Annotated in this window: 26 protein-coding genes and 1 other annotated feature; of the genes, 22 read left to right on the top strand and 4 right to left on the bottom strand. The window is 34.9% G+C overall.

Annotation, left to right across the window (positions count from 1 at the left end; all coding sequences use genetic code 11):
• Positions 1-220 precede the first annotated feature (220 nt).
• The 7 genes from Q0X02_RS06440 to udp all read left to right on the top strand — a co-directional run bounded on the left by Q0X02_RS06440 (position 221) and on the right by udp (position 6,786).
• Positions 221-1,348 (top strand): acyl-CoA dehydrogenase family protein, encoded by a 1,128-nt coding sequence (locus tag Q0X02_RS06440; RefSeq protein WP_297813257.1) that lies wholly within the window; start codon positions 221-223, stop codon positions 1,346-1,348.
• A gap of 130 nt (positions 1,349-1,478) precedes the next feature.
• Positions 1,479-2,600, top strand: coding sequence for an acyl-CoA dehydrogenase family protein (locus tag Q0X02_RS06435; protein WP_297813253.1), 1,122 nt, complete (start codon positions 1,479-1,481; stop codon positions 2,598-2,600).
• A gap of 9 nt (positions 2,601-2,609) precedes the next feature.
• Entirely contained in the window at positions 2,610-3,437 is an 828-nt protein-coding gene (locus Q0X02_RS06430) for a phosphate/phosphite/phosphonate ABC transporter substrate-binding protein (protein ID WP_297813251.1), read from the top strand.
• Positions 3,427-4,602, top strand: a complete 1,176-nt coding sequence (locus tag Q0X02_RS06425; RefSeq protein WP_297813247.1) for a cobalamin-independent methionine synthase II family protein — start codon at positions 3,427-3,429, stop codon at positions 4,600-4,602. Before Q0X02_RS06430 ends, Q0X02_RS06425 begins: the two co-directional genes overlap by 11 nt.
• Entirely contained in the window at positions 4,595-5,047 is a 453-nt protein-coding gene (locus tag Q0X02_RS06420) for an OsmC family peroxiredoxin (protein ID WP_297813244.1), read from the top strand. Before Q0X02_RS06425 ends, Q0X02_RS06420 begins: the two co-directional genes overlap by 8 nt.
• A gap of 36 nt (positions 5,048-5,083) precedes the next feature.
• Positions 5,084-5,319: a binding site (T-box leader), on the top strand.
• A 126-nt stretch (positions 5,320-5,445) separates the two neighbouring features.
• Positions 5,446-5,958 carry a tryptophan transporter gene (locus Q0X02_RS06415; RefSeq protein ID WP_297813243.1) on the top strand — a complete coding sequence of 171 codons (513 nt, stop codon included), beginning with the start codon at positions 5,446-5,448 and terminating at the stop codon, positions 5,956-5,958.
• 60 nt (positions 5,959-6,018) lie between these two features.
• Positions 6,019-6,786, top strand: coding sequence for a uridine phosphorylase (gene udp / locus Q0X02_RS06410; protein WP_297813240.1), 768 nt, complete (start codon positions 6,019-6,021; stop codon positions 6,784-6,786).
• A 125-nt stretch (positions 6,787-6,911) separates the two neighbouring features.
• On the opposite strand, the gene Q0X02_RS06405 is transcribed toward udp, so the two are convergent.
• Both Q0X02_RS06405 and rlmB read right to left on the bottom strand, forming a co-directional pair.
• Positions 6,912-7,445 carry an NYN domain-containing protein gene (locus Q0X02_RS06405; RefSeq protein WP_297813238.1) on the bottom strand — a complete coding sequence of 178 codons (534 nt, stop codon included), beginning with the start codon at positions 7,443-7,445 and terminating at the stop codon, positions 6,912-6,914.
• Positions 7,435-8,169, bottom strand: a complete 735-nt coding sequence (rlmB, locus tag Q0X02_RS06400; protein ID WP_297813236.1) for a 23S rRNA (guanosine(2251)-2'-O)-methyltransferase RlmB — start codon at positions 8,167-8,169, stop codon at positions 7,435-7,437. The genes Q0X02_RS06405 and rlmB overlap by 11 nt, the downstream gene beginning before the upstream one ends.
• An 89-nt stretch (positions 8,170-8,258) precedes the next feature.
• Between rlmB and Q0X02_RS06395 the strand changes: the two genes are divergently transcribed.
• The gene (locus Q0X02_RS06395) at positions 8,259-8,864 is read left to right on the top strand and encodes a ribonuclease H family protein (protein WP_297813233.1); all 606 of its coding nucleotides are present in this window, start codon (positions 8,259-8,261) and stop codon (positions 8,862-8,864) included.
• A 53-nt stretch (positions 8,865-8,917) separates the two neighbouring features.
• Here the strand turns inward: Q0X02_RS06395 and Q0X02_RS06390 are convergent, their stop codons facing one another.
• Positions 8,918-10,162: a hemolysin family protein gene (locus Q0X02_RS06390; protein ID WP_297813230.1), complete on the bottom strand. Its 1,245-nt coding sequence runs from the start codon at positions 10,160-10,162 to the stop codon at positions 8,918-8,920.
• 202 nt (positions 10,163-10,364) lie between these two features.
• Between Q0X02_RS06390 and Q0X02_RS06385 the strand changes: the two genes are divergently transcribed.
• Positions 10,365-10,883: an adenine phosphoribosyltransferase gene (locus Q0X02_RS06385; RefSeq protein ID WP_297813227.1), complete on the top strand. Its 519-nt coding sequence runs from the start codon at positions 10,365-10,367 to the stop codon at positions 10,881-10,883.
• 102 nt (positions 10,884-10,985) lie between these two features.
• Here the strand turns inward: Q0X02_RS06385 and Q0X02_RS06380 are convergent, their stop codons facing one another.
• Positions 10,986-12,434 (bottom strand): nicotinate phosphoribosyltransferase, encoded by a 1,449-nt coding sequence (locus tag Q0X02_RS06380; RefSeq protein ID WP_297813225.1) that lies wholly within the window; start codon positions 12,432-12,434, stop codon positions 10,986-10,988.
• Positions 12,435-12,566: 132 nt separating this feature from the next.
• On the opposite strand from Q0X02_RS06380, the gene Q0X02_RS06375 reads away from it, so the two are divergent.
• The 13 genes from Q0X02_RS06375 (at position 12,567) to hcp (ending at position 24,427) form a co-directional block, all read left to right on the top strand.
• Complete coding sequence (locus Q0X02_RS06375) at positions 12,567-14,909, top strand: heavy metal translocating P-type ATPase (protein WP_366094150.1); 2,343 nt, start codon at positions 12,567-12,569, stop codon at positions 14,907-14,909.
• Positions 14,909-15,109: a heavy-metal-associated domain-containing protein gene (locus Q0X02_RS06370; RefSeq protein WP_297813219.1), complete on the top strand. Its 201-nt coding sequence runs from the start codon at positions 14,909-14,911 to the stop codon at positions 15,107-15,109. Before Q0X02_RS06375 ends, Q0X02_RS06370 begins: the two co-directional genes overlap by 1 nt.
• Positions 15,109-15,372: a metal-sensing transcriptional repressor gene (locus Q0X02_RS06365; RefSeq protein WP_297813216.1), complete on the top strand. Its 264-nt coding sequence runs from the start codon at positions 15,109-15,111 to the stop codon at positions 15,370-15,372. The genes Q0X02_RS06370 and Q0X02_RS06365 overlap by 1 nt, the downstream gene beginning before the upstream one ends.
• 147 nt (positions 15,373-15,519) lie before the next feature.
• Entirely contained in the window at positions 15,520-16,056 is a 537-nt protein-coding gene (raiA, locus tag Q0X02_RS06360) for a ribosome hibernation-promoting factor, HPF/YfiA family (protein WP_297813212.1), read from the top strand.
• Positions 16,057-16,125: 69 nt separating this feature from the next.
• Complete coding sequence (locus tag Q0X02_RS06355) at positions 16,126-16,395, top strand: hypothetical protein (RefSeq protein WP_297813210.1); 270 nt, start codon at positions 16,126-16,128, stop codon at positions 16,393-16,395.
• A gap of 9 nt (positions 16,396-16,404) precedes the next feature.
• Positions 16,405-17,109 (top strand): purine-nucleoside phosphorylase, encoded by a 705-nt coding sequence (gene deoD, locus Q0X02_RS06350; RefSeq protein WP_297813207.1) that lies wholly within the window; start codon positions 16,405-16,407, stop codon positions 17,107-17,109.
• 1 nt (position 17,110) lies between these two features.
• A complete protein-coding gene (deoC, locus tag Q0X02_RS06345; protein ID WP_297813204.1) occupies positions 17,111-17,752 on the top strand; it encodes a deoxyribose-phosphate aldolase in 642 nt (213 codons plus the stop codon).
• Between the two features lie 49 nt (positions 17,753-17,801).
• The gene (locus Q0X02_RS06340; protein ID WP_297813202.1) at positions 17,802-18,593 is read left to right on the top strand and encodes a PHP domain-containing protein; all 792 of its coding nucleotides are present in this window, start codon (positions 17,802-17,804) and stop codon (positions 18,591-18,593) included.
• A complete protein-coding gene (locus Q0X02_RS06335) occupies positions 18,593-19,534 on the top strand; it encodes an NAD(P)-dependent oxidoreductase (protein WP_297813199.1) in 942 nt (313 codons plus the stop codon). Before Q0X02_RS06340 ends, Q0X02_RS06335 begins: the two co-directional genes overlap by 1 nt.
• A gap of 59 nt (positions 19,535-19,593) precedes the next feature.
• A complete protein-coding gene (locus tag Q0X02_RS06330) occupies positions 19,594-20,886 on the top strand; it encodes a hypothetical protein (protein WP_297813196.1) in 1,293 nt (430 codons plus the stop codon).
• Positions 20,887-20,888: 2 nt separating this feature from the next.
• On the top strand, positions 20,889-21,908 hold the full coding sequence (locus Q0X02_RS06325) for a YveK family protein (protein ID WP_297813193.1): 1,020 nt from the start codon (positions 20,889-20,891) through the stop codon (positions 21,906-21,908).
• Positions 21,909-22,003: 95 nt separating this feature from the next.
• Entirely contained in the window at positions 22,004-22,657 is a 654-nt protein-coding gene (locus Q0X02_RS06320) for a Crp/Fnr family transcriptional regulator (RefSeq protein WP_297813190.1), read from the top strand.
• Between the two features lie 129 nt (positions 22,658-22,786).
• Complete coding sequence (hcp, locus tag Q0X02_RS06315; RefSeq protein ID WP_297813260.1) at positions 22,787-24,427, top strand: hydroxylamine reductase; 1,641 nt, start codon at positions 22,787-22,789, stop codon at positions 24,425-24,427.
• The last annotated feature ends 81 nt before the right edge of the window (positions 24,428-24,508 follow it).

The raw sequence follows: 24,508 nt of genomic DNA, 5'->3' as shown, positions 1-24,508 counted from the left end.
GAGCTAATAACTGTGGGAGAGATGAGCTCTACAAATATTGAAAATTCAATCAAAATTAATTTTATAAATTCTTCAAAAAAGATAAAAATTTAAAAAATCTGACGATTTTGGTAGGATTTATTGAAATATTCTATAAATGCGTAAATTTTAACGATTTCTGTGTTTTAAGCGTGAAATTTTTGATATTATATAAATGGATTAATAATTTAGGAGGAATTTTATGAATTTTTACGAAGAAGCAAGAAAATTTGCGTTGGAGTATGTTGAACCATACGCAAAAAGGTCAGATGAAGAAGGGAAATTTCCTGTAGAATCATTCGAAGCGATGGGAAAAGCTGGATATTTTAAATTACTTATTCCAGAAGAAATGGGAGGACTCGGAAAAACCGCTCTTGAACATCAACAAGCTGTTTTGGCTTTTGCACAAAGCAATCCAACAGCAGGTCTTTGCTATATGATGCACAACGTAGCATTGATGACAGTACTTAATTACGGAAATGAAGAATTGAAGAAAAAAGTCGTAACGGACATAGTTGAGAACAACAAATTTATGGCTTTGGCATATTCTGAATTTGGAACAGGAACTCACTTCTACATTCCAGAAATAAAAGTTGAAAAGAAAGACGGAAAATTTGTTTTCAACGGAACAAAATCAATGGTTACAAGTGCAACTCACGCAAGCTATTATTTGATTTTGACTCCATCCACTGAAAAAGAAGGTGCGATAAATAACTGGTTAGTTCCTTTGGAATCAGAAGGTTTGGAATTTAGAATGAGTCACTGGAAGGGAATCGGTATGAAGGGTAACGTTTCATGTCCGATGTCGATGACTGATGTAAAATTAGACGAGGTCAATAGAATAGGCGAAGAAGGTTCAGGTGTTGAACAAGTATTCAACGCAGTAGCTCCTTACTTCATCTTGGGTTTGGCAAGCGTATACACTGGTTTGAATTTGAGATTGTCAAGTATCACTAATGATTATGCTTTGAAGAGAAAATATCCTTCAGGACAAGCTTTGGCTAACATCGAGACTGTTCAAATTCACTTAGGAAAAATATACACTAATGCGATGAGTGCAAAAGCTTTGACTGAACTTGCAGCAAAATCACTTGTTGATGGAGAAGAAGATGCTGTATGCAAGATTATCGCAGCTAGAGTGTGTGCTATTGAAAATGCAATCGAATCTTCTACACTTGCAATGAGAGTTGGTGGTGGAAAGACTTACAACTGTGCATCTGAAATCCAAAGATTGATGAGAGATGCTTATGCTGGTCAAATTATGGCGCCATCACTAGATGTTCTTAATGTTTGGTTGGGAAAAGCAATCACAGGTCAACCACTTTTATAGTGTAGAAATCGAAAAAAATAATATCAATTAAAATGAGATTTTGAATAATTTAATGTATTTAAGATTATTCGAGGCGATTTTTTGGCGATTTTGAAAATTTGTCAAATTAAAATAATAAAAAGGAGAACGTATGGGTATTTACGAACAAGCAAAGGAATTTGCGAAAAATTATTTGGAAAGTGCTGGGAAAAATTCGGACGTTGATTGTTCTTTTCCGAAAGAAGCTTTTGAAAAGATGGGAGAAGAAGGCTTTTTGAAACTTTTGATTCCAGAAGAAATGGGAGGACTTGGCAAAGGTGCAGTCGAACATCAAAAAGTTATAATGGCTTTTGCTGAGTACAATCCATCAGCGGCTTTGTGTTATATGATGCATAATGTTGCGTTGAATGCGGTTATAAAATGCGGCCAAAAAGATTTGTACGAAAAAGTTGTAAGTGATGTCATCAATCACAACAAGTATTTGGCGTTGGCAAACTCGGAATTTGGAACCGGAACACATTTTGCAAATCCGGAAACAACTTGCACGAAAAACAATGGCGAATTTGTTTTTAATGGCACAAAATCAATGGTAACTACAGCGACATTTGCAAGTTATTATTTGTTTTTGAGTAAGTCTTGTGAATATGAAGGAAAGACTACTTATTGGACAGTTCCTTTGGAATCTGAGGGTTTGAGTTTCAATATGAAATATTGGGATGGAGTTGGAATGAGAGGCAATGTTTCTTGTCCGATGAAGCTTGATAATGTCAAATTGACAGAAAATTACAGATTGGGAGTCGAAGGAGAAGGTCCTGAAGTTTCTAAAATTGTTACGAAATTATTTTTGTTGGGATTAGCTGGTGTTTATTCGGGATTGAATCTAAGATTATCGAAAATCACAACAAGTCATGCTAGAAATAGAAAATACCCAGATGGAAGATGCTTGGCTGATATCGAAATAGTTCAAATGTATTTGTCAAAGATTTATTCTATGGCTCAAAGTTCAAGAACATTGGCAGAGGATGCGGCGGAAGCGATAGATAGAAACGATGATGATGCTTTTGACAAAGTAATCGCATCGAGAGTTATCGCTATTGAACATGCGATGGAATCTTCAACTCTTGCGATGAGAGTCGGAGGCGGTATTAGTTACAATAGAAAAACCGAGATCGAAAAATTGATGAGAGATGCTTACGCTGGACAAATTATGGCGCCATCATTGGATGTGTTGCACGTTATGTTGGGGCAATCATTGGCTAGTAAGGTTAAATAGGAGGTAAAAATGAAAAAATTAAAAATAGGTGCAGTTATTTACGCACCAAGAGTTACAGTTATTTGGGAAATGATAGAAGAATTTTTCAAGGAAAATGGAGCAGAAATCGAAGGCGTTTTCTTCAAAGATTACAAGTTGCAAGTGGATGCTTTGGTTAAAGGTGAAATCGACGGTGCCTGGAATTCTCCACTTGCTCAATTAGATGCAAATTTGAGATTGGAAGGAAAAGAAAAAATAGGATGTATGAGGGATACTGACAGAGATAAAAAGACTTATCTTGTAGTTAAGAAGAATAAATTCAACAGCATTTCCGATTTGAAAGGCAAAACAATAGGATTTGGTGCGATAGATTCTCCACAAGCAAGACTTATTCCTATTAATTTTTTGCACAAAAATGGATTGGAATTTGGAAAAGATTACACTGAAAAGAGATTTGACATTGGCGTAGGTTTGCATGGAGACCACGTTGGTGGCGAAAAAGACAGTATGATTGCTATGGTCAATGGAGAAGTTGATGCAACATTCTGCTTGGATAAAAACTTCCAAGCTTGGGCAAAAGACGGCACTATTGACGAAAACGACGTTGAAGTATTGGGAAAAACAGACAATTTTGACCACTGTATATTCACATTTAATCCGGAAGTTTCTGATGAAGACATCGAAGCATTTGATGATATTATGTTCAAGATGGATTACAACAACGAAAAAGAAAAAGAAATAATGGACCTTGAAGGATTGAAAAAATGGATTCCTGGAAGAAGAGATGGTTTCAAACAAATCACAGAAGCTAACGAATATTTGGGAAATTTCTTAAAAGGATTCAATAGTGAACAATAAATTATTCAAGACATCTTTGATTGGTTCGATGCCAAGAGGAGATGAAATATTGAAAGCTCGTAGGATGTTAAAGGCTAATATGATTAGCCTTTCTGACTACGACAAGTTGGTTTTAGAGATGACGAAGGAAGTTGTAAAACTACAAGAGGATTTGGACATAGATGTCGTAACAAGTGGAGAGATAGCAAGGGACAATTATGTGTCATTTATTTCTGAAAAACTTGGCGGGGTTACTCAAATGAGTATGGCAGAAATGCTCGATTATGTCGATGACAAAAGAGAGTTTGAAAATATATTGAACACGTTGGATGTTCCGGCTACGTCTATAAAGAACGCTATCTGCACAGGCAAATTGGAATACAAAGGAGACATTGTATCAGAAGAATTAAAGCTTTTGAAATCTTTGACTGATAAACCTGTTAAGATTACAATGCCTGGTCCTTACTTGGTTACAAGAAGTATGTGGCTTTCTAATGTGAGCTCGAAATACTACGATAGCAAGGAAGATTTGGGAGAAGATGTAATCGAAATTTACAAGAAGGAAATCAAAAATCTTCAACAAATCGGAGTGGATGTGATTCAATTTGACGAACCAGTTCTCACAGAAATTGTATTCACGGAGGGAAGACCGAGAACATTTATGTGTGCATCGTTGTCTACGAGAAAAGACCCTACAGAAGAATTAAAATTTGCAACCCACTTGATAAAAAGCGTCGTTGAAAGCGTCGATAGAGAGAAATCAATCTCATCTCTGCACGTTTGTCGAGGAAATTGGAGCAAGAATGAAAGTATTTTGTTGACGGGTCCCTACACACCGCTTTTGGATTTGTTCTCGAACGTCAATGTCGATTTGTTGGCATTGGAGTTTTCAACACCGAGAGCTGGAGAATTAAAAGCGCTGTTGGGTGATGAAAGAATAAAAAACAAATGTATTTTAGGTCTTGGCGTGTTAAATCCAAGGCTCGATGATAAAGAAGACAGTGAAGAAATATACAATAGAGCAAAAGAAGCTCTCACATTTATCGAGGAGGATAAGTTGTGGCTAAATCCTGACTGTGGATTTGCGACTTTTTCGAACAGACCTGTAAATGAATACAAAAACATAAGGGCGAAACTTCAGTCAATGGTTGATGCGCGAGACAAATTGAGGAAAGAATATGAATGATGAGATAAATTCATTTCAAAAAAACTTCAGAGCAATTGTATCCAATGATTTGGTGAAAGTTTACAACGAAAAATCGAGCGTGCCGATAGATTCTATGATTTCTTTCGATTCAGAAAAAGAAGAGTTCACATCGATAGATTTTTTCGTAAGCTCCATCGTTTCGGAAATAATACTTTCAATGATAAAAGTTGCGAAGAAAAGAAATACGATATTGCAAGATATCGAAGCGAAGGCGAGCTTGGAAATTGAAAATCCAATGTATTTGCTAAATGTAATTGGATTTGAAGACAAAAGCTTCATCAAAAAAATAAACATTGACGTCTACTTTTTTTCTTTTTATGAGGGAAATGAATTACAAGGATTTTTGGATGAAGTTCTCAATCGCACTTTGATTTACAATTCAATCAAAAATTTAATCAAAATTAATTTTAAAACTGTTTTATAGTTGCAAATTAATTTAAATGTGGTATAATGAATAAAAATATATTCGATAGATAAGATAGTAGTATAAATGAAACTTCAAGAGAGGAAATGGTTGGTGCGAATTTCTAAGGGAAGTTTATATGAATGGGGTTATCTGAATTTTGGATGAAAACAAGTAGTCCAAAAAGTGATTCTCACTTTACAGGGATAGGATATGGAAGTATCTGAAAGAGATGTGTGCATTTTTGCACATAAATTAGGATGGTAACGCGAGTATTGACACTTGTTCCTTTTGGGGAACAGGTGTTTTTTTATTATAAAGGCAGGTGAGTGTAATGAAATGAACAGCTGACAACGAAAATATAAATTTAACGAAAAAACTGATGAAAAAATTTGAGGAAAAAAGAAAGGAATATTATTATGAATACAAAAAAAATTACAGTAAGTTCAATATTTTTAAGTGTGGGATTGTTGTTGCATTACATAACACCGGCGTTGTTTTTGGGAGTAAAACCGGATTTCTTGTTGGTGATGCTCTTTTTGTCGATACTATTTATGGATAATTTGAAAGAAGCGCTAATAGTAGGAGTGTTCGCAGGATTTTTGGCGGCGTTCACGACGAGTTTCCCGATGGGACAAATTCCAAATATCGCAGACAAAGTAATTTCTTCGGTCATCGTGTTTAATTTGTACAAGTTGTTCGGGAAAGTTGATGTGAAATCAAATTTGATATTTGCTGTCGGAACTTTAGTGAGTGGAATGGTGTTCTTGGCGATTGCAATTCCAATGGGAATGGGAACGGAAAACTTCTTTCAACTTTACTGTTCGATGTTCACAGCGGTATGTTTGCCGACTGCGATTTTGAATACAGTTGTTGGGGCTTTTTTCAAAAAATTAATTTACAAGACAAATTACGTCAAAATAAACGCATAATAATGATATTTATTTAAAATTACGTTATACTATAATTATATAGAATAATGAGGTGATTTTATGAAATATTCAGAACAAGGCGTGCAATATCATTTGAACATAAAAAAAGGTGACGTTGGAAAATATGTCATCTTGCCGGGAGACCCTAAAAGGTGCGAAAAAATTGCAAAATATTTTGACAATGCAAAACTAGTCGCAGACAACAGAGAATACGTTACTTACACAGGAACTATAAACGGAGTTAAGGTTTCTGTGACGAGCACCGGAATTGGCGGAGCGTCATCTGCGATTTGCTTGGAGGAACTCGTAAGATGCGGTGCTGATACGTTCATAAGGGTTGGAACTTGCGGGGGAATACAGGAAGATGTAAAAAGCAGCGACGTAGTCATCGCAAATGCGGCGATTAGAGCCGAAGGAACTAGCAAAGAATACGCTCCGATAGAATTTCCAGCAGTTAGTAACATCGAAATAACAAATTCCCTCATAAAAGCTTGCAAAGATTTGGGGCAACATTATCACGTCGGTGTCGTTCAATGCAAGGACAGCTTCTACGGACAACACGAGCCCGAAAAAATGCCTGTTTCTTATGAACTTTTGAACAAATGGCAAGCTTGGAAGAGACTGGGAACACTTGCAAGCGAGATGGAATCTGCGGCACTTTTTGTAGTGGCAAACTATCTTCGTGTCAGATGTGGGTCATGCTTTTTGGTTGTGGCAAATCAAGAAAGAGAAAAGAAAAACTTGGACAATCCAGTGTGTCACGACACAGATATTGCGATAAAAGTCGCGATAAAGGCAATAGAAAATTTAATCGAAGAAGACAAATAAAACTTCAGATTTTTTTTGACAACTCAGAACAATGATGATATAATAAAAATAGATTAGTAACGTTTTCATTTTATCCATTAACAGTGGATATCTCCTTATGTAAAAACAAAACTAGATGAGTTCATCTAGTTTTGTTTTTTTAGTTTATTTTGCAATTTTTCTAATTTCTCGTATATTTCATCGTCAATTGTGACGATATTGTCGGTAGAAGTTTTTCTTTTTTTTATTTTTTGGCGCTTCAAATTTTCTTTCAAAGTGAGATAATTTTTCCAGAGTTCATTGGCGCTAATTCTTATTCCTCCACGAGACAAAATAATTCTTTGAATCATACCGTCGTTGCTCGCCACGTACATTTTGTCGTGCTTTTTCATATCGTTTACTTTTCTTTCGATGTAGCGGTCAGCTGATTCGTGTTCTTTTGTGTAAACAACTGTAAGATTATCTCTTTTTTCTTCGATACTCATTCCACCTTTTACAAGATAAGCATCGAAAACTACGTACACATCGACACCACTTAGGTTTTGATATTCTTTCATATAATCTATCAGTTGTTCTCTAGCACTATCCAAATCTATGTCGTTAGATAATTTGTAGAGATTAGGCCAAGCGTTAATTATATTATAACCATCGACGTACAGATAAATTTGTTTATTTTTCATACCTTTGTCGAACGATTTCGTAAACTAGAATGCTCAAAGCGTTGGATGCGTTGAGCGATTCCGTCTTGCCAAACATTGGAATTTTAATCAATTCATCACAATTTTCCCTGACTAATCTCGAAATTCCTTTGCCCTCATTTCCAATAACAAGTCCAATTGGGCCTTTCAAGTTGGTTTCGGTGTGAATTTTACTAGCTTCTCCACAAGCTCCGTAAATCCAAATGTTGTGTTCTTTTAAATAATTGATTGTCGTGGTTATATTAGTAACTCTGGCTATTTTGATATTGAATACAGCTCCTGCACTTGTTTTGATGGCAGTCGCATTTACTTCGCAGGCGCGATGCTTTGGAATTATAACTCCGTGACATCCTGCGACCTCGCAAGTTCTAATGATGGAGCCCAAATTATGAGGGTCTGTGATTTCGTCCAAAATTACCAAGAAAGGGTCTTCGTTTTTTTTCTTGGCATAAATCAACATCTCATCGACGCTTGAATATCCAAACGACGGCATTTTTGCCATTACACCTTGGTGAGCAGTATTTTCTGCAAATTTTTCGATGTATTTTTTGTCGACGTATTCGACCTTAATTCCCATATCGTAAGCTTTTTTTTCTATTTTTTTTATAAATCCTTTTAATTCGCCTTTTTGTATGTAGAGATTTGTTACTCCCATATCCATCTCCAAAGCTTCCATAACAGGATTTCTACCGACTAAATATTGCATTTATTCTCCTTGTTTTTAACATTTTAATGTTATAATCTTATTAGATTATACAATATAAAGCAGTTTCTTACAATTAATAGGAGTGACAAATGAGTAAATTTTATGCCGTAAAAGTGGGGAAAAATCCTGGAATTTATAAATCTTGGCAAGAATGTCAAAGTGAGGTTATCGGATTCAAAGGAGCAATCTACAAATCGTTTACTACAATAAAAGAAGCGGAAGATTTTATCAATCAATCTTCTGAGAAGAAAAATATTTCCGTGGAAAATTTGAACGACGATGAATGTCTAGCATACGTTGATGGTTCGTTCAAAAAAGACACAGGAGAATACAGCTTCGGTTGCGTGTTGTTTCACAATGAAAAAATCGACAAATTCAATAAAAAATTTCCACAATCCGAGTTTTCAACACACCGAAACGTATCTGGAGAAGTCAGTGGGGCGGTTTTTGCGATAAAAAAAGCACTCGAACTTCAAATGAGAGAAATCACGATAGTCTATGATTATCAAGGAATTGAAAGTTGGGCAACTGGAATGTGGAAGACAAACAACAAGCTCACACAAAATTACAAGAAATTCATAGACCATGTTAAAGGCAAAATAAACATCAACTTTGTCAAGGTAAAAGGTCATTCGAATGACACCTACAATGATATGGCAGATAGACTCGCAAAAGATGCTCTCGGAATTAAATAAAAAGTTTTTCATTAAAAAATCCTGATGTTTTAAAACATCAGGATTGATTTTTGTTATTTAAAAATAATCATCAGCTGAGTTATTTTTCTCTTGTCGACATTGACGACGATGAATTTCAAATTTTCAAATTCAACCTCGTCCTTTGATTTTGGCATTCTGTCCAATAATTCTATCACAAAACCTCCAATAGAATCGAACTTTTCGCTCGAAAGATTCAAATCAAATCTCTCATTCACCTCATCAATTCTCATTTCAGGATCTACTAAGTACTCCTTGTCATTCAACTTAGTTACTTCTTTTTCGTTGTCGTATTCATCGTCGATTTCTCCGACAAGTTCTTCCAATATATCTTCCATCGTCACGATTCCACTTGTTCCGCCGTATTCATCGATAATTATACTGATGGAAATATTTTTCTGTCTCATTTGTTTAAAAAGTTCGACAACAGGAATGTACTCGTAAGCATAAAAAGCTGGTCTGATGATATCTCTGATATTAAAATCGTGCTCATTTGCAATTATTTTGTGAGCCAATTCTTTTATGTGCAACACTCCAATTATATCGTCGATGTTATCTTCGTAGACTGGAATCCTCGAATAAGTGATGTTGTTGATTACTTCGCGCAAATCACTTTCGGCTTCTTCGATATCTATACTTGCCATACTCGTTCTTGGAGTCATGATGTCAGCCGCAAGTGTTTCTTTTAATTCCAACGCATTAATCATAATTTCCGTCTCTTGGTTTTTGAGTACGCCTTCTTCTTCGCCGACTTCCACAAGAGTTTTGAGTTCCTCCTCAGTTATTGTTGAATTGTCGTCGCTGTCACCGATAAATGTTTTTATCACCATGCGAGTCAACAAATTTAAAATCTTGACGATGGGCTTGAACACAATCGTCAAAATGTAAATGAACCTCGCAAACTTCAACGAGATAGATTTGTTCTTATATTGTGCAATTGTCTTAGGCAAAACCTCGCCAAAAATCAACACAAAAACAGTCATCACAACAGTGGACACCAATGCGCCGTTTTGATGAAAATAGTTTGTAAACAAAATCGTGGCGATGGAACTCGCTGCGATATTTACGATGTTGTTGCCAATCAAAATAGTCGAGATAGTCGCCTGCATATTGTCGTGTAATTTTTTCAATAAATGTGCGTTTTTGTTGTCCTTTTGATCTAATTGTCTAACTTTTATTTTGCTCACAGATGTAATCGCCGTTTCACTCGATGAAAAAACCGCCGACATTGTAACTAAAAATATTAAAGTAATAATCTGAGAGACACTAGAACTGTCCATTACATCACTCTCCAAACATATCGTAACACATTCAAATATCGTTGTAAATAAATTTTGCGTTTAAATAATTTTGCATAATAAATTTTGCTTGTTGTGCTTGAAATTTAGATTTATGAATTTAAAATTCAAAAAACAATAAAAATTTCTCCAATATGGTATACTATAAGAGTAATGATACGCATAAAAAGAAATGGTGATGAAAATGAACTTAAAAGAAAAAATTAGAGTTATAGATGGTTTTCCAAAAGAAGGAATTTCATTCAAGGATATTACAACTTTATTAAACGACAAAGAAGCTTACAAATACGCTGTGGATTTGATGGTAAATGATTTGAAAGACAAAGACATTACCGTCATAGCAGCTCCGGAAGCGAGAGGATTTTTGTTCGGCTCGGCAGTTGCATATGCACTTGGAATTAGATTTGTTCCGATAAGAAAACCAGGAAAACTTCCAGGAGAAGTTATAGAGTATTCTTATGATTTGGAATACGGAAGCGACAAATTAGAAGTACACAAAGACGCCATCAAAAAAGGTGACAGAGTTGCTATAGTCGATGATTTGTTGGCGACAGGAGGAACTGTGAATGCAGTTGCAAAATTAATCGAAAAAAACGGCGGCGAAGTGACGGCGATGGAATTTTTGATTGAACTTACCGAATTGGGCGGCAGAGAAGCAAACAAGAATTATTACATCAACACTTTGGTTCAATACGAAGCATAAAACATAAATTCACATATAAAGATATGTGAATTTTTTTATGTAAAATTTTACATCAAAAAAAGTAGTGCCACAGATTTTAATCTAGGACACTACTTTAAATTTTTAGCGATTATTTCTCAACAAATTATATCTTATATCCCACAATTTTTGTGACAAATCGACGTGGAATAGGTGAGGATGTTCAAATCTTTTGACTTCTTCCCATTGTTCATCGATTTGATTTTTCTTGTGTTCAATGATTTTGTCTAAAGTTGGCAATTTATAAACCAATTCTCCGTGGTCAAAAACTCTGACCAACAATTCTTTCGTAGTGAAATCGGAAAGGACTTTTCTCTTCCAAGTGTGAATAGGATGGAAAATTTCCAAATCTTTGGATTCGTCTATTTTTTCATCGTGAAGTGTTATCAAATCAGCTTCTGCTTTGCCACTTTGCTTGTCGTAAATTCTGTAAACTGTTTTGAAACCTGGCGTTGTAATTTTTTCGATATTTTCACTGATTTTAATTTTAGGAATTATTTCTCCGTCTGGCTTTTCAACAGCTGACAATTTGTAAACGCCACCTAAGACCGGATCGGATTTTGCAGTTATGAGTCTTTCTCCAACTCCAAAGCCATCAAGCTTAGCTCCCTGTTCAATCAAATCGGAGATTGTGTATTCATCTAGGGAATTGCTTGCCATAATCTTGCAATTTTCGTATCCCGCTTCGTCCAACATTATACGAGCCTTTTTTGAAAGATATGCCAAGTCGCCGCTGTCGATTCTGATGGACATATTTGTGATTCCACGAGGCTTCAACACTTCATCAAAAACTTTGATAGCATTTGGAACCCCCGATTTCAAAACATTGTATGTGTCGACCAATAGTGAGCAGGAATGTGGGAATATTTCTGCGTATCTTTTGAATGCTTCGTATTCTGAATCAAACATCATAATCCACGAGTGTGCCATCGTACCAAAAGCTGGAACGTTGTATGTCAAATCTGTCAAGGTGTTGCTAGTCGCAGTTGCTCCTCCGATAAACGCAGCTCTCGCTCCGAGAACAGTCGCGTCAACTCCTTGTGCACGTCTAGCACCAAATTCCATCACAACTCTACCTTCAGCTGCGTGAACGATTCTGTTGGTTTTAGTTGCAATCAACGACTGATGATTGATGGATAACAACGCAAAAGTTTCAATCAATTGTGCCTGAGGTGCAGGGCCACGGACAATCATCAAAGGTTCGTTCGGAAATGCAACTGAACCTTCTGGCATAGCCCAGACGTCACATTCAAACTTGAAATTTCTCAAATAATCTAAGAATTTTTCGCTGAACATATTTTTGCTCTTGAAATATTCAATATCATCGTCATCAAACTTCAAATTTTGGATGTATTTTACAACTTCTTCAAGCCCGGCTACGATAATAAAGCCACCATTGTCTGGGATTTTTCTAATGTACAAATCAAAATAGGCGTATTCATTTTCCATTTTGTTTTCCAAATATCCATTCATCATTGTAAATTCATAAAAATCAGACAACATACTCAAATTTTCATAATTTTTCCAATTCATAATATTCCTCCGTTTTCGATAATATAATTATAGTTCAATTCTTTTAGTTTGACAAAAAAATTTGAAAGATGTACAATAACCATACCACCCGTAGGGGGGGTAGAAAGGAGCAAAATGGAAAACAAAAACGAAATCAAGGAAATAAAATTAAAAATCGAAGGAATGAGTTGTCAAGCTTGCGCTGCGAGAATCGAAAAAGTTCTTCAAAAATGCGAATGTGTCAACGGCGTTAATGTGAATTTGCTGCAAGGATACGCCTATTTGAAAGTCAAAGATGACTATGAGATTGACAAAATTGTCGAGAAAATAAAAAATGCAGGGTTTAACGTTCCTCTACAAACATCGAACTTCGACATCGAAGGAATGAGTTGCCAAGCTTGTGCTGCGAGAATCGAAAAAGTTTTGAACAAAAATAATTTCAAAGACGTCAGCGTGAATTTGCTTCAAAACTCATTGACTGTGAGTTTTTATCAGGGTTATAAAAACAATTCTGATGTAAAAAAATTGGTCGACAAAGCCGGATTTAAGGCAGAAATAAAATCCGACAGCAAAAAAGCCAACGAGCAAAATTTATTGGAATACGAAAAATTAAAACGAGATTTTATAATTTCTGCGATTTTTTCAATTCCGTTGTTTTCTGCTATGTTTTTTCATATGGCAGGATTGCACACAATTTTAAACGACGGATATTTTCAATGGATATTGGCAACGGTTGTTCAATTTTTCATTGGAAGAAGATTTTACGTCAATGCGTACAAATCGCTTCGTGGAGGCGGAGCAAATATGGATGTTTTGATAGCACTGGGAACAAGTGCCGCATATTTCTATTCAATATATCACGTTTTTATCAAAAGCAATCAATTGTATTTTGAATCGTCGGCTGTAGTCATCACGTTGATTTTGCTCGGAAAACTTTTTGAAAAAAGAGCCAAGACGAGGACAACTGATGCGATTAGCAAATTGATTGGACTTCAAGCTAAAAAAGCCACAGTAATTCGAGACGGCAAAAATGTAGAAGTCGACATCGAGGATGTTGTTATTGGCGACAAAATTTTGGTCAAACCGGGAGAAAAAATTGCCGTCGATGGAATCATACTCGAAGGGAGCTCATCTGTCGATGAATCTATGATTACTGGAGAATCGATGCCTGTAAAAAAACAAATTGGAGATGAATGTATTGGCTCTACGATTAATAAAAATGGTTCGTTTGTATTTGAAGCGAAAAAAATTGGCGAAGATACAGTTCTTAGTCAAATCGTGAAATTAGTCGAAGATGCACAATCCAACAAGGCCCCAATCCAAAGACTAGCAGACAAGATTTCATCTGTTTTTGTACCTATTGTTATTGCAATTGCTGTGATTACACTCGTCATCACTTATTTTGTGACAAAACAATTTGACAGGGCGTTGTTAAATTCCGTTTCAGTTCTTGTAATAGCGTGCCCTTGTTCATTGGGACTTGCAACTCCTACAGCGATAATGGTCGGAAGTGGCAAAGGCGCAGAGCTTGGAATACTAATAAAAAGTGCAGAAGTTTTGGAAACTGCAAACAAAATCGATGCAGTTATTTTGGATAAAACAGGAACAATAACAAATGGTAAGCCAGAGGTTGTAGATTATAAATCAACTGATGATGATTTCTTAAAAATTGTTTCATCAATTGAAAAAAGTTCGGAACATCCACTTGCAGATGCGATTGTCAAAGAATACGAAAAAAACAGTTCCAATTTTTACAAAGTAGAAGATTTCCATTCAATAACTGGAAAAGGACTTTCAGCAAGAATAAACGATGATGAATATTTCATAGGCAATGAAAAATTGATACAGGAAAATAATATTGATGTCAATGTAGATATTCAAAAATATCAATCTCAAGGAAATACAGTTGTACTTGTTGGAAAAAACGACAAATTTTATGGGTATATTTTGATTGCAGATAAAATAAAAGAATCTTCACCACAAGCCGTTGCAAAATTAAAAGACGATAATATCGATGTATATATGATAACTGGTGATAGCGAAAATACTGCAAAACATATAGCAGAAAAAGCTAACATCGACAATGTAATCGCAGAATGTTTGCCAAAAGACAAATCTGATAAAGTGTTGGATTTGAAAAATCAAGGCAAAAAAGTTGGAATGGTTGGAGATGGGATAAACGATGCACCAGCGTTAGCGGCAAGTGATGTCGGATTTTCGATTGGAACTGGTACTGATGTTGCGATTGAAGCGAGTGACATCACAATTATAAATGGTGATTTGAATAAAGTTCATACTGCGATAAGATTGAGTCACAGGGTAATAAAAACGATAAAACAAAATTTATTCTGGGCGTTTTTCTACAATGTTATTGGAATTCCGATTGCTGCATTTGGATTTTTGAATCCAATGATAGCAGGAGCGGCGATGGCGTTCAGTTCGGTGACAGTTGTTACAAATTCACTTAGAATTAAAAAATTTGAGGAGGAAAAATAATGAAAAAAGAATTTGAAGTATTGGATATGATGTGCAATCACTGCGTTCAATCGGTTACACAAGCTTGTAAATCAGTTGAGGGAGTGGAAAATGTGGAAGTTTCGTTGGAAGAAAAGAAAGTTGTCGTTGACGGGGATTTCGATGTCAGAAAAATAATCGAAGCAATAGATGATATAGGATTCACAGCGACAGAAAAATAATGACTGAAAGCAAACAAAAAGCACTTAAAAAAATAAAAACTGTCCGTGGACAACTAGATGCGATAATAAATATGATTGAAGAAGACAGATACTGCGTGGATATCTCGATTCAAATTTTAAGCTGTATCGGTCAATTAAAAAAAGCAAACATCGATATTTTGAACGGACACATGAGAACTTGCGTCAAGCATGCGATTGAAAACGACAACGCAGATGAAAAAATAGAAGAAGTAATCAATATACTCGACAAGTATATAAAGTAAAAATGTCTCGTGAATTTTTCAAATTTTCGGAAAAAGTTCACGAGATTTTTTTTGTAAAATTAATATTCATTCTTAGTTTTTTAATTGTGTAATTGGGTATATATAAAATAAGAAATCATTTCTTAATTTATAAACAGGAGGTTTTTTATGAAACTTAATTATGTAACTAAAGAAATAAAATTAACAGATGATTTGAAACGAATTGCTGAATCTAAATTTCACAAATTAGACAAGTATTTCCAAGCTGAACAACAAGCTCGTGTTGTTTTCAAAAAAGATGGCGATAAGGCAAGGGTTGAGGTTACTTTGATTTTGGAAAAAGGAGTTGTCCTCAGAGCAGAAGAATCAAACGAAGATATCAAAACAGCCATCGACAGAGTACAAGAATCACTAGCTAGACAAGTTAGAAAACATAAAACAAAACTTCAAAAGAGATTTAACGAAGGAAGTTCAATAAGATTTGAAGCAGTTGAAGACAACAAAGAAGAAACTGTTGAAGGAAAAATCGTCAAGACAAAAGAATTTGGATTGAAACCAATGGACAAGGAAGAAGCCATTATGCAAATGGAATTAATAGACCATGATTTCTATGTATTTTTGGATTCAAAAACAAATAACGTCAACGTTGTCTACAAGAGAAAAGACGGAAATTATGGAATGTTAGTTCCTGGATTCGAAAAATAAACAAAAAACAAAAATAATGATATAATAAGAGAGAAACAGGATTTCTCTCTTATTTTTTGGAAAGAAATTATGATAATAAAACTAAGTGAAAAATTAAAATCATATTCAAAAGAAAAATCAAAAAACAAAATTTTGGTTTTTATGACAAACAGTCCGTGCTGCACACTTGCAGTGGCGAAATTTTACGCCAAGTATATTTCCAATACGCCTGATTTGAAAAAAATCACTGTCGACGGAATAGAAATATTTTACCAGCCTTATATCGAAAATTTTTTAGAAGAAAAGGAAGTGGAATTGGATTTGGTCAAAATTTTGAACGTGATTATTGTGAATTATTAGGAGGTTAATATGGCGACACCACATAATCAAGCCCAAAAAGGCGATATAGCAAAGACGGTTTTGTTACCGGGGGACCCTTTGAGAGCGAAGTTTATCGCTGAAAATTTCTTGGAGGATGTCAAACAATTCAATACAGTTAGAAATATGTTTGGATACACTGGGAAATACAAAGGCAAAGAAATTTCTGTTATGGGAACAGGAATGGGAATACCATCTATAGGAATTTATTCTTACGAGCTAATAAACGAATACGGAGTTGAAAATCTCATCAGAATTGGTTCAGCAGGAGCGTACAGCAAAGATTTGGATTTGTACGACGTTGTAATTGCCATGGGAAGCTGTTCTGATTCTAATTTTGCACACCAATATGATTTGGAAGGAACTTTCTCAGCGATTTGCGATTACGATTTGTTGAGAAAAGCTGTAGAAGTTGCGGAGTCAAAAAATATCGATGTTCATGTTGGAAATGTATTTTCTGCAGATATATTCTACAACCAAAAATCTGAAGAATGGAAAAAATGGGAAAAAATGGGCGTGCTTGCAGTTGAGATGGAAAGCTACGGATTGTATTTGACAGCTAAGGCAAACAATGCAAGAGCGTTGACTATTTTGACAATCTCAGATTCGTTCCACTCCGACAAACAAACAACACCAGAAGAAAGACAAACATCTTTTACAAAAATGATGGAAATTGCGTTGGAGTTGGGTGATTAATATGAAATTAAACAAATACATCGATCACACATTGCTAAAAGCAGATGCAACATCAGATGATATTAAAAAAATCTGCGACGAAGCAATCAAATACGATTTTAAAAGCGTGTGCGTCAATTCTTGTTACACATCATTTGTAAAAAAATCGCTCGAAAATTCAAGCGTTTTGGTGTGTACAGTTGTGGGATTTCCACTTGGCGCCATGAGCATAAAATCAAAAGCTTTTGAAGCGAAGACTGCTGTTGAAGATGGCGCAGACGAAATCGATATGGTAATAAATATTGGAAAATTAAAAGAAAAAGATTACGATTACGTTGAAAAAGACATCAAAGCTGTGAGAGAGGCTACAAAAACAAAAGTATTGAAGGTAATAATCGAAACTTGTCTGTTGACAGATGAACAAAAGAAAAAAGCCTGCGAGATTTCTGTGAAAGCAGGGGCTGATTTCGTGAAAACTTCAACTGGATTTTCAACAGGTGGAGCAAAAGTCGAAGATGTAAAATTAATGAAAGACACTGTAAAAGACAGAGCAAAAGTAAAAGCGAGTGGCGGGATTCATTCGAAAGAAGAAGCTTTGTCGATGATAGAAAATGGTGCAGACAGAATAGGAGCATCAAGCGGTATAAAAATTGTAGAAGGATGATGAAAAAGATGCTACTAGTAGCATCTTTTGATTAATTTTAAGGAGTAATATGTATTTTAGAGACCAACATTGTCACACAGAATTTTCGTTTGACAGTAACGAAAAATTTGAAAATTATTTAAAACTCGTAAAAGGAGATATAATCACGACCGAACACTTGGATTATGGGTTCACTTATAACGACGGTAGAGTTGAAAATGTGGATATAGATTATGATAAGTACTGCGAAGTAATCGAAAAACACAATCAAGAACACTCACAAAAAATCTTAAAGGGAATAGAAATAGGATACACTGCTGAAAATTTGGACAAAATAATAAAAACCGTGAGCAGCAGAGATTATGACATTCAACTTTTATCGGTTCATCAATACGATGGCAAAGATTTTATGAATCCAAAGCCAGAAGATTATTCTCAAAGGGAGTTTCTTGTAAAATATTATGAAAAAATGGTAGAAGCTATGAAGAATTTCAAAGATTTCGATGTTTTAACTCACATTGATTACGCGTTAAGGCTCAACAGATTGGAATCAAAAAATATGGACATTGTGGATGAGTATTTGACAAAAGTTTTTGCAGAACTTATAAATGACGAAAAAGCTTTGGAACTTAACACTAGAAGCGCCTACCAATATAAAAATTTAGATTATTATACATTTGCACTCAAAAAATACGTCAAGATGAAGGGCGAACTTGTATCGGTTGGAAGTGATGCACATTTTGAAAGCTACTACAGATATCATTTTGACGATGCGTTCAAATTATTGAAAAGCTTGGGCGTAAAATACTTGGCAATGTATGAAAACAGAAAAAGAACAACGATAAAATTAGAGGATATGTAATGAAAGTATTGATAACAAATAAAATTCCAGATGAAATTATTGAAAAATACAATAAAAATTTCGAAGTGGATTACAATGACAGCTTGGAGTTTTTGTCAAAAGAACAACTAAAACAAAGAATTAAAACTGCACAAGCTTTGGTGTGCCCACTCAGCGAAAAAATCGACAGAGAAATCATAGATGCAGCACAAAATTTGAAAATAATAGCAAATTACGGAGCTGGATTTGACAATATTGACGTGGACTACGCAACAGAAAAAAACATCACAGTGACAAATGCACCTTCATCCGCATCTATTAAATCGACAGCAGAATTTACAATTGGTTTGATTATAGATTTGCTCAGAGAGATTACAAAAATGAATGGGGCTTGCTATGACGGTTCGTTTAAAGGATGGAAGCCGGTGTATGGATTGAGCGAAACTTTGGAGAAAAAAACACTGGGAATAATTGGAATGGGAAGAATCGGAACTGATGTTATGAGAAAAGCAAAAGCTTTTGATATGGATGTTATTTTCTACAGCAGAAGCAAAAAAAACATCGAAGGAGCTAAACAAGTTGAGCTGGATTATCTGTTAAAAAACAGCGACGTTGTTTCACTTCACACATCTTACAGCGAAAAGTTGTATCATTTTATCGACAAAAATGCCCTATCAAAGATGAAAAATTCAGCCTATTTAATCAACACGGCTAGAGGAAAAGTAGTCAACCAAGCTGATTTGATAGATGCACTCAACGCCGGACAAATCGCAGGAGCAGCGCTTGATGTGTACGAATTTGAACCTGAAATTTCTGATGAATTGAAAAATGCGAAAAACATATTGCTCGCACCTCACCTTGGAAATGCTACAAAACTTGCCCGCATCCAAATGGGAGATTTTACTTTTGAAAATATAATGCAATTTAAAAACGGAGAAATCCCTAAAAATAAAGTAAATTAGTTTAATATATTAATTAATTATGATATACTAATTTAGTAAAAAAATGAAAAGGGGAATTTATGATTGATGATATAAAAGCGTTGTTTCAATCAAAAGGATTTTTCGTGTTTTTATCGATTTTTTTTAAATTGTTTTTGGATTTAAGTTATTCTTATGGAATAAGTCCGTTGTTTGCATATATGGGACTTGTGAACAATTTAAATGTCTACAAATTGATAGAATCATATATTTTGGTTGTGATAATGTGTTATACAATAAGGCATAAAGTACAGCGGGTAAGTGATTTTTATCTGATGTTGTTTTATGTTTTGATAATAATACCGTGCTTGAGTATTTATCCTTTCAAAGATTATTCCAGATTGTATATGTATATGTTGATAGCATCGTTTTACACTATGCAAATTTTTGCTTGCTCGCCGAAATTGAGATTGTCTTTTTCCGACAAGAAAATCAACGAGAGTTTCATCGTGTATATTTTTGCGGCTATTGGAATATTTATGTTCAGTTGGATAATTTTGAGAGGGGGATTAAGATATCTTAACTTTGACTTCAGAAAAGTTTATGATACAAGAAGGGAAATTGCAGATGTAATTTTCCCTGGTCCATTCGCGTATTTTATGAACTGGTACGGAAAAATAATCAACCCAACTTTGTTGGTGTTCTGCCTTTGGGATAGGAAAAAATTGGGAACAGTAATAACATTGATTTGCCAAGTTTTATTTTTCGGATTCACATCTCACAAATCTATGCTGTTTTATCCGGTGCTTGTAATTTTCATCGCTATCGTCAAAGGAAATAAATACACAGGGAATTTGATGACAATGGCACTGGCAGCTCTTACATTTTTGTGCTTTGCTTTTTATCTTTTGACAGACAATTGGCAACCTATGAGTGTAATAGTTAGACGTGTTTTTATGGTAACAGCAGATAATCATTTTAGATATTACGAAGTATTCAGAAAATTGGGATTTGTGTACTTGACCGACAAATCTTGGGTGTTTGGAGGAGAATTATATCCGTTTAATTATCCTATCCAAGCGTTGATATCTATGATTTACTATGGACATCCAAACACTTGGGTGAACACGGGATTTATTGCAAATGGATATGCAAATTTTGGTTTTTATGGAATGTTAATTTACTCTGCAATAACTGGATGGCTTATTGGATTGATGGACGAAATCTCATTCAAAAAAATGCCGTTGTGGGTTGCAATAGCTATAACCATCGTTCCAGTTTTTAATTTGATAAGCGTCGATTTACTAACGGGACTTTTGTACCATGGTTTAGTTATAAGTGTATTTTTAATGTGGTTATTGAGTAAAAGAGATAGAAAAGTTAAGGAGATATAAATTTGGAAGAATTAAATTTAAGAGAGGCTTGTCAAGCTGTAATAAGAAAAATACCTCACATAATTACTATAATGATAGTGTGCGCAGTTTTGACTACGGTTGTTGGTAATATTTTGGGAGCGGATTCATTTTCATCGAAAGTTTCAATAATGGTTGGAAGTCCGGAAGATTTTGAAAAAGATGGTGCAGTAATATCAAAAGTTGATGCGATGCTTAATCAACAATTGGTGGCAAATGTCGAACAGTTGCTGAAATCAAATTCAGTACTAGATGATGTTGCTCAAAAAGTTGGACAAGGAGTCAGCTCTTCGGATTTGAAAAAAGATTTGAAAGTAAAAAATATTCCGAACACTTCTATTATTGAAATAGAATATGTAAGTGATTCAGAAGAAACTACAAACAAAGTGTTGGATGAATCCATAAAAGCTATCACAGAATTGACTAAAAGAACAATGAAAAAAGACAACATTCAAGTGGTAGATTCTCCAAACGCCAAGAAAAAAGTAAAACAATCTATCAGTAAAGTTGATGTTGCGATTGGTTTGTTTTTGGGAATGTTGATAGGAATTGCCTATACTTTCGCATCATATTACAAAGACCCTAATATTTTCAGCAAGGAACAATTAAAACAAAAAACTGGTTTGGACACAGTGGCTGTTTTATCTAGCGATTACGACGAGAACAGCAAAAACGCTTTGAATTTGTTGCACAGAAGAATAAAAGATTACGAACATTTAGGAATATTTAGCTACGATTTAAATACGGCACAACTTGCCAAAGCGTACAATTCTAATTTTGGAGAAAAAATTTCCGGAATAACACCAATTTCAGAAAAAATAGATTTGACAGAAATGACTGAAAACATCAAAAATGCAATCATTCTTTTCAAAATAGATGATTCGAGATTGTCTCAAGTAAAGGGAACTATACAAGCTTTGAAATCTTTGGGAATCAATCCAGTAGCTTTTGTGGAAATTTCAAAATACAAATCAGAAGACAAAAAATATTTGCCTTACGCATAAATAAATCATAGACGTGTTAGTTATTCTAATGCGTCTTTTTTGTTTTAAAATGAATATGTAGTTATTTTTTAGGGTATAAACGAAGTGGTGATTGTATGATAGAATCAAAACTTTTTAAAAATTTTACAGACGAAGATTTTGAACAATTTATGATGGAATCGAAATCGGTCGTCAAAAATTACAATAAAAATTCAGATGTTTTTTCTCCGGGAGATGTTTGCGATAAAATTTACGTTATCAAAAGCGGAAAATTGAGCTTGGAAAAGACTGATATTAATGGAAAAAATACTGTCGTCAATATTTTCAAAAACAAAGGAGATGTCATGGCGGAAGTGTATGCGTACTTGAACAAAATCAGCGATTTTACTCTTGTTTGTAACACAGACTGTGAAATTTTGGAAATTCCAGTTAGGTATTTCGATATGAACGGTGGATTTTCTGATGTAAAAAACAAAGTGATGACAAACATTATAACGATTTTGGCTGAAAAAGCATTTTTCTTAAACAGCAAGGTGAGATTGTTGTCGAGCTTTTCTCTTAGACAAAAAATCGCAACTTTTTTGGTTCAAACACAAAAAGATGGCATTTCAAATACTGAAATGACAAGACAGCAAATGGCGGATTTTATGGCGACGACAAGGCCTTCATTGTCAAGGGAATTGTTGAATATGCAAGACAGTGGTCTTATAGAACTAAAAGGTTCTAAAATTATGATAGTTGACATTGAACAATTGAAAAATTTGTTGTAGGTATTTTTTGGAAAATTTGTTGTGTAATTAATTGTAACTTATGTTACAGAAATAGCCCCTTGGTTGTGAGTATAATTTATTCATAAGTTAAGAAATCAGGGGGACATAAAAATGGAAAATAATTTTGATATGTTTTGTTATCAATGTCAAGAAACAGCAAAAAATGTTGCTTGCACAAAAAGGGGAGTGTGTGGTAAATCTTCACAAGTTGCTAATATAGAAGATTTGTTGGTTTGGATTACAAAAGGACTAGGACAAATTTTGACGAGAATGAGAAGCGAGAACAAGGAAATTGGAAGTTTACATTCGCACGTCAACGACAATTTGTTCACGACGATTACTAATGCAAATTTCCACTACGAAGATTTGTTAGAAAAAGTAAAAGATACTATAGATTTAAATCAAAAATTGATTGCAAAATTGGACGATGCTGATAATTTGTCAGATGCAGCGTTGTACAATGAAAAAAACGACGAAGAATTGAAAATGAAATCACAAATAATCGGCGTGTTGAATACTTTAGATGACGATAAGAGAAGTCTTCGTGAACTTATAACTTACGGCTTAAAGGGAATGGCAGCCTACAACAGACACGCAAATGTTTTAGGCAAATTCGACGAAAATGTCGACGAATTTATGGAAAGTGGGTTGGAAAAATTATTGGATGACAGCTTATCGGTTGAGGATTTGATAGATTTGACATTGCAAACTGGCTCACATGGAGCATCGGTGATGGCTTTGTTGGACAGCGCAAACACACAATCATATGGAAACCCAGAAATTACTGAAGTCAACATCGGAGTCAGAAATAATCCTGCGATTTTGATTTCGGGTCACGATTTGAAAGATATGCAGATGCTTTTGGAACAAACTCAAAACACTGGAGTAGATGTGTACACTCATAGCGAAATGTTACCTGCTAATTACTATCCTGCTTTCAAAAAATACGACAATTTTGTTGGTAATTATGGAAATGCTTGGTGGCAACAAGATAGGGAATTTGAATCATTCAATGGTCCAATTTTGATGACGACAAATTGTATAACTCCAGCGAAAGATTCATACAGAGACAGAGTATTTACAACGGGTGTTGCAGCATATCCAGGAATGAAACACATTACAGCAGACGAAAATGGTCACAAAGATTTCTCGGAAATAATCGAGCTTGCTAAAAAATGCCAATCTCCAAAAGAAATTGAGCACGGAAAAATCGTAGGTGGATTTGCACACAATCAAGTACTGGCGTTAGCTGACAAAGTTGTAGAATCCGTTAAGAGTGGAGCTATTCAAAAATTTGTCGTAATGGCTGGCTGTGATGGAAGACAAAAAGGCAGAAATTATTACGAAGATTTCGCAAAAGCTTTGCCAGATGACACGATTATTTTGACAGCGGGTTGTGCAAAATACAGATACAACAAATTAAACTTAGGTGATATCAACGGTATACCGAGAGTTTTGGACGCAGGTCAATGCAACGATTCTTATTCATTGGTTGTAATCGCGCAAGCTTTGCAAAAAGCATTCGGACTTGAAGATATAAATGAACTTCCAATTAGCTACAATATCGCTTGGTATGAACAAAAAGCTGTAATTGTATTGTTGGCGCTTTTGAGCTTGGGTGTTAAAAATATTCACCTTGGGCCAACTCTTCCAGCATTTTTATCTCCAAACGTAGCCAATGTTTTGGTGGAAAATTTCGGAATCGCTCCAATCGGAGAAGTTGACGAAGATATGGAAAAATTTGGAATCAAAACAAAACAATCCGTATAAACGAATTAAACGAGAGTCCTCAGGGGCTCTTTTTAGTACCATAAATAGTGTAAGAAAGGAAGTAATTCCTATCTTGCACTA

The sequence above is a fragment of the uncultured Finegoldia sp. genome, assembly GCF_947252345.1.
Lineage (GTDB): Bacteria > Bacillota > Clostridia > Tissierellales > Peptoniphilaceae > Finegoldia.
Note: the sequence above shows the minus strand (reverse complement) of the source record. Positions and strands in the feature narration are given on the sequence as shown.

Excerpts from the sequence above, each read along its gene's own strand:
- Q0X02_RS06440 (WP_297813257.1), top strand. The coding sequence starts at position 221 with ATGAATTTTTACGAAGAAGCAAGAAAATTTGCGTTGGAGTATGTTGAA.
- Q0X02_RS06435 (WP_297813253.1), top strand. The coding sequence starts at position 1,479 with ATGGGTATTTACGAACAAGCAAAGGAATTTGCGAAAAATTATTTGGAA.
- Q0X02_RS06430 (WP_297813251.1), top strand. The coding sequence starts at position 2,610 with ATGAAAAAATTAAAAATAGGTGCAGTTATTTACGCACCAAGAGTTACA.
- Q0X02_RS06420 (WP_297813244.1), top strand. The coding sequence starts at position 4,595 with ATGAATGATGAGATAAATTCATTTCAAAAAAACTTCAGAGCAATTGTA.
- Q0X02_RS06415 (WP_297813243.1), top strand. The coding sequence starts at position 5,446 with ATGAATACAAAAAAAATTACAGTAAGTTCAATATTTTTAAGTGTGGGA.
- udp (WP_297813240.1), top strand. The coding sequence starts at position 6,019 with ATGAAATATTCAGAACAAGGCGTGCAATATCATTTGAACATAAAAAAA.
- Q0X02_RS06405 (WP_297813238.1), bottom strand. The coding sequence starts at position 7,445 with ATGAAAAATAAACAAATTTATCTGTACGTCGATGGTTATAATATAATT.
- rlmB (WP_297813236.1), bottom strand. The coding sequence starts at position 8,169 with ATGCAATATTTAGTCGGTAGAAATCCTGTTATGGAAGCTTTGGAGATG.
- Q0X02_RS06395 (WP_297813233.1), top strand. The coding sequence starts at position 8,259 with ATGAGTAAATTTTATGCCGTAAAAGTGGGGAAAAATCCTGGAATTTAT.
- Q0X02_RS06390 (WP_297813230.1), bottom strand. The coding sequence starts at position 10,162 with ATGGACAGTTCTAGTGTCTCTCAGATTATTACTTTAATATTTTTAGTT.
- Q0X02_RS06385 (WP_297813227.1), top strand. The coding sequence starts at position 10,365 with ATGAACTTAAAAGAAAAAATTAGAGTTATAGATGGTTTTCCAAAAGAA.
- Q0X02_RS06380 (WP_297813225.1), bottom strand. The coding sequence starts at position 12,434 with ATGAATTGGAAAAATTATGAAAATTTGAGTATGTTGTCTGATTTTTAT.
- Q0X02_RS06370 (WP_297813219.1), top strand. The coding sequence starts at position 14,909 with ATGAAAAAAGAATTTGAAGTATTGGATATGATGTGCAATCACTGCGTT.
- Q0X02_RS06365 (WP_297813216.1), top strand. The coding sequence starts at position 15,109 with ATGACTGAAAGCAAACAAAAAGCACTTAAAAAAATAAAAACTGTCCGT.
- raiA (WP_297813212.1), top strand. The coding sequence starts at position 15,520 with ATGAAACTTAATTATGTAACTAAAGAAATAAAATTAACAGATGATTTG.
- Q0X02_RS06355 (WP_297813210.1), top strand. The coding sequence starts at position 16,126 with ATGATAATAAAACTAAGTGAAAAATTAAAATCATATTCAAAAGAAAAA.
- deoD (WP_297813207.1), top strand. The coding sequence starts at position 16,405 with ATGGCGACACCACATAATCAAGCCCAAAAAGGCGATATAGCAAAGACG.
- deoC (WP_297813204.1), top strand. The coding sequence starts at position 17,111 with ATGAAATTAAACAAATACATCGATCACACATTGCTAAAAGCAGATGCA.
- Q0X02_RS06340 (WP_297813202.1), top strand. The coding sequence starts at position 17,802 with ATGTATTTTAGAGACCAACATTGTCACACAGAATTTTCGTTTGACAGT.
- Q0X02_RS06335 (WP_297813199.1), top strand. The coding sequence starts at position 18,593 with ATGAAAGTATTGATAACAAATAAAATTCCAGATGAAATTATTGAAAAA.
- Q0X02_RS06330 (WP_297813196.1), top strand. The coding sequence starts at position 19,594 with ATGATTGATGATATAAAAGCGTTGTTTCAATCAAAAGGATTTTTCGTG.
- Q0X02_RS06320 (WP_297813190.1), top strand. The coding sequence starts at position 22,004 with ATGATAGAATCAAAACTTTTTAAAAATTTTACAGACGAAGATTTTGAA.
- hcp (WP_297813260.1), top strand. The coding sequence starts at position 22,787 with ATGTTTTGTTATCAATGTCAAGAAACAGCAAAAAATGTTGCTTGCACA.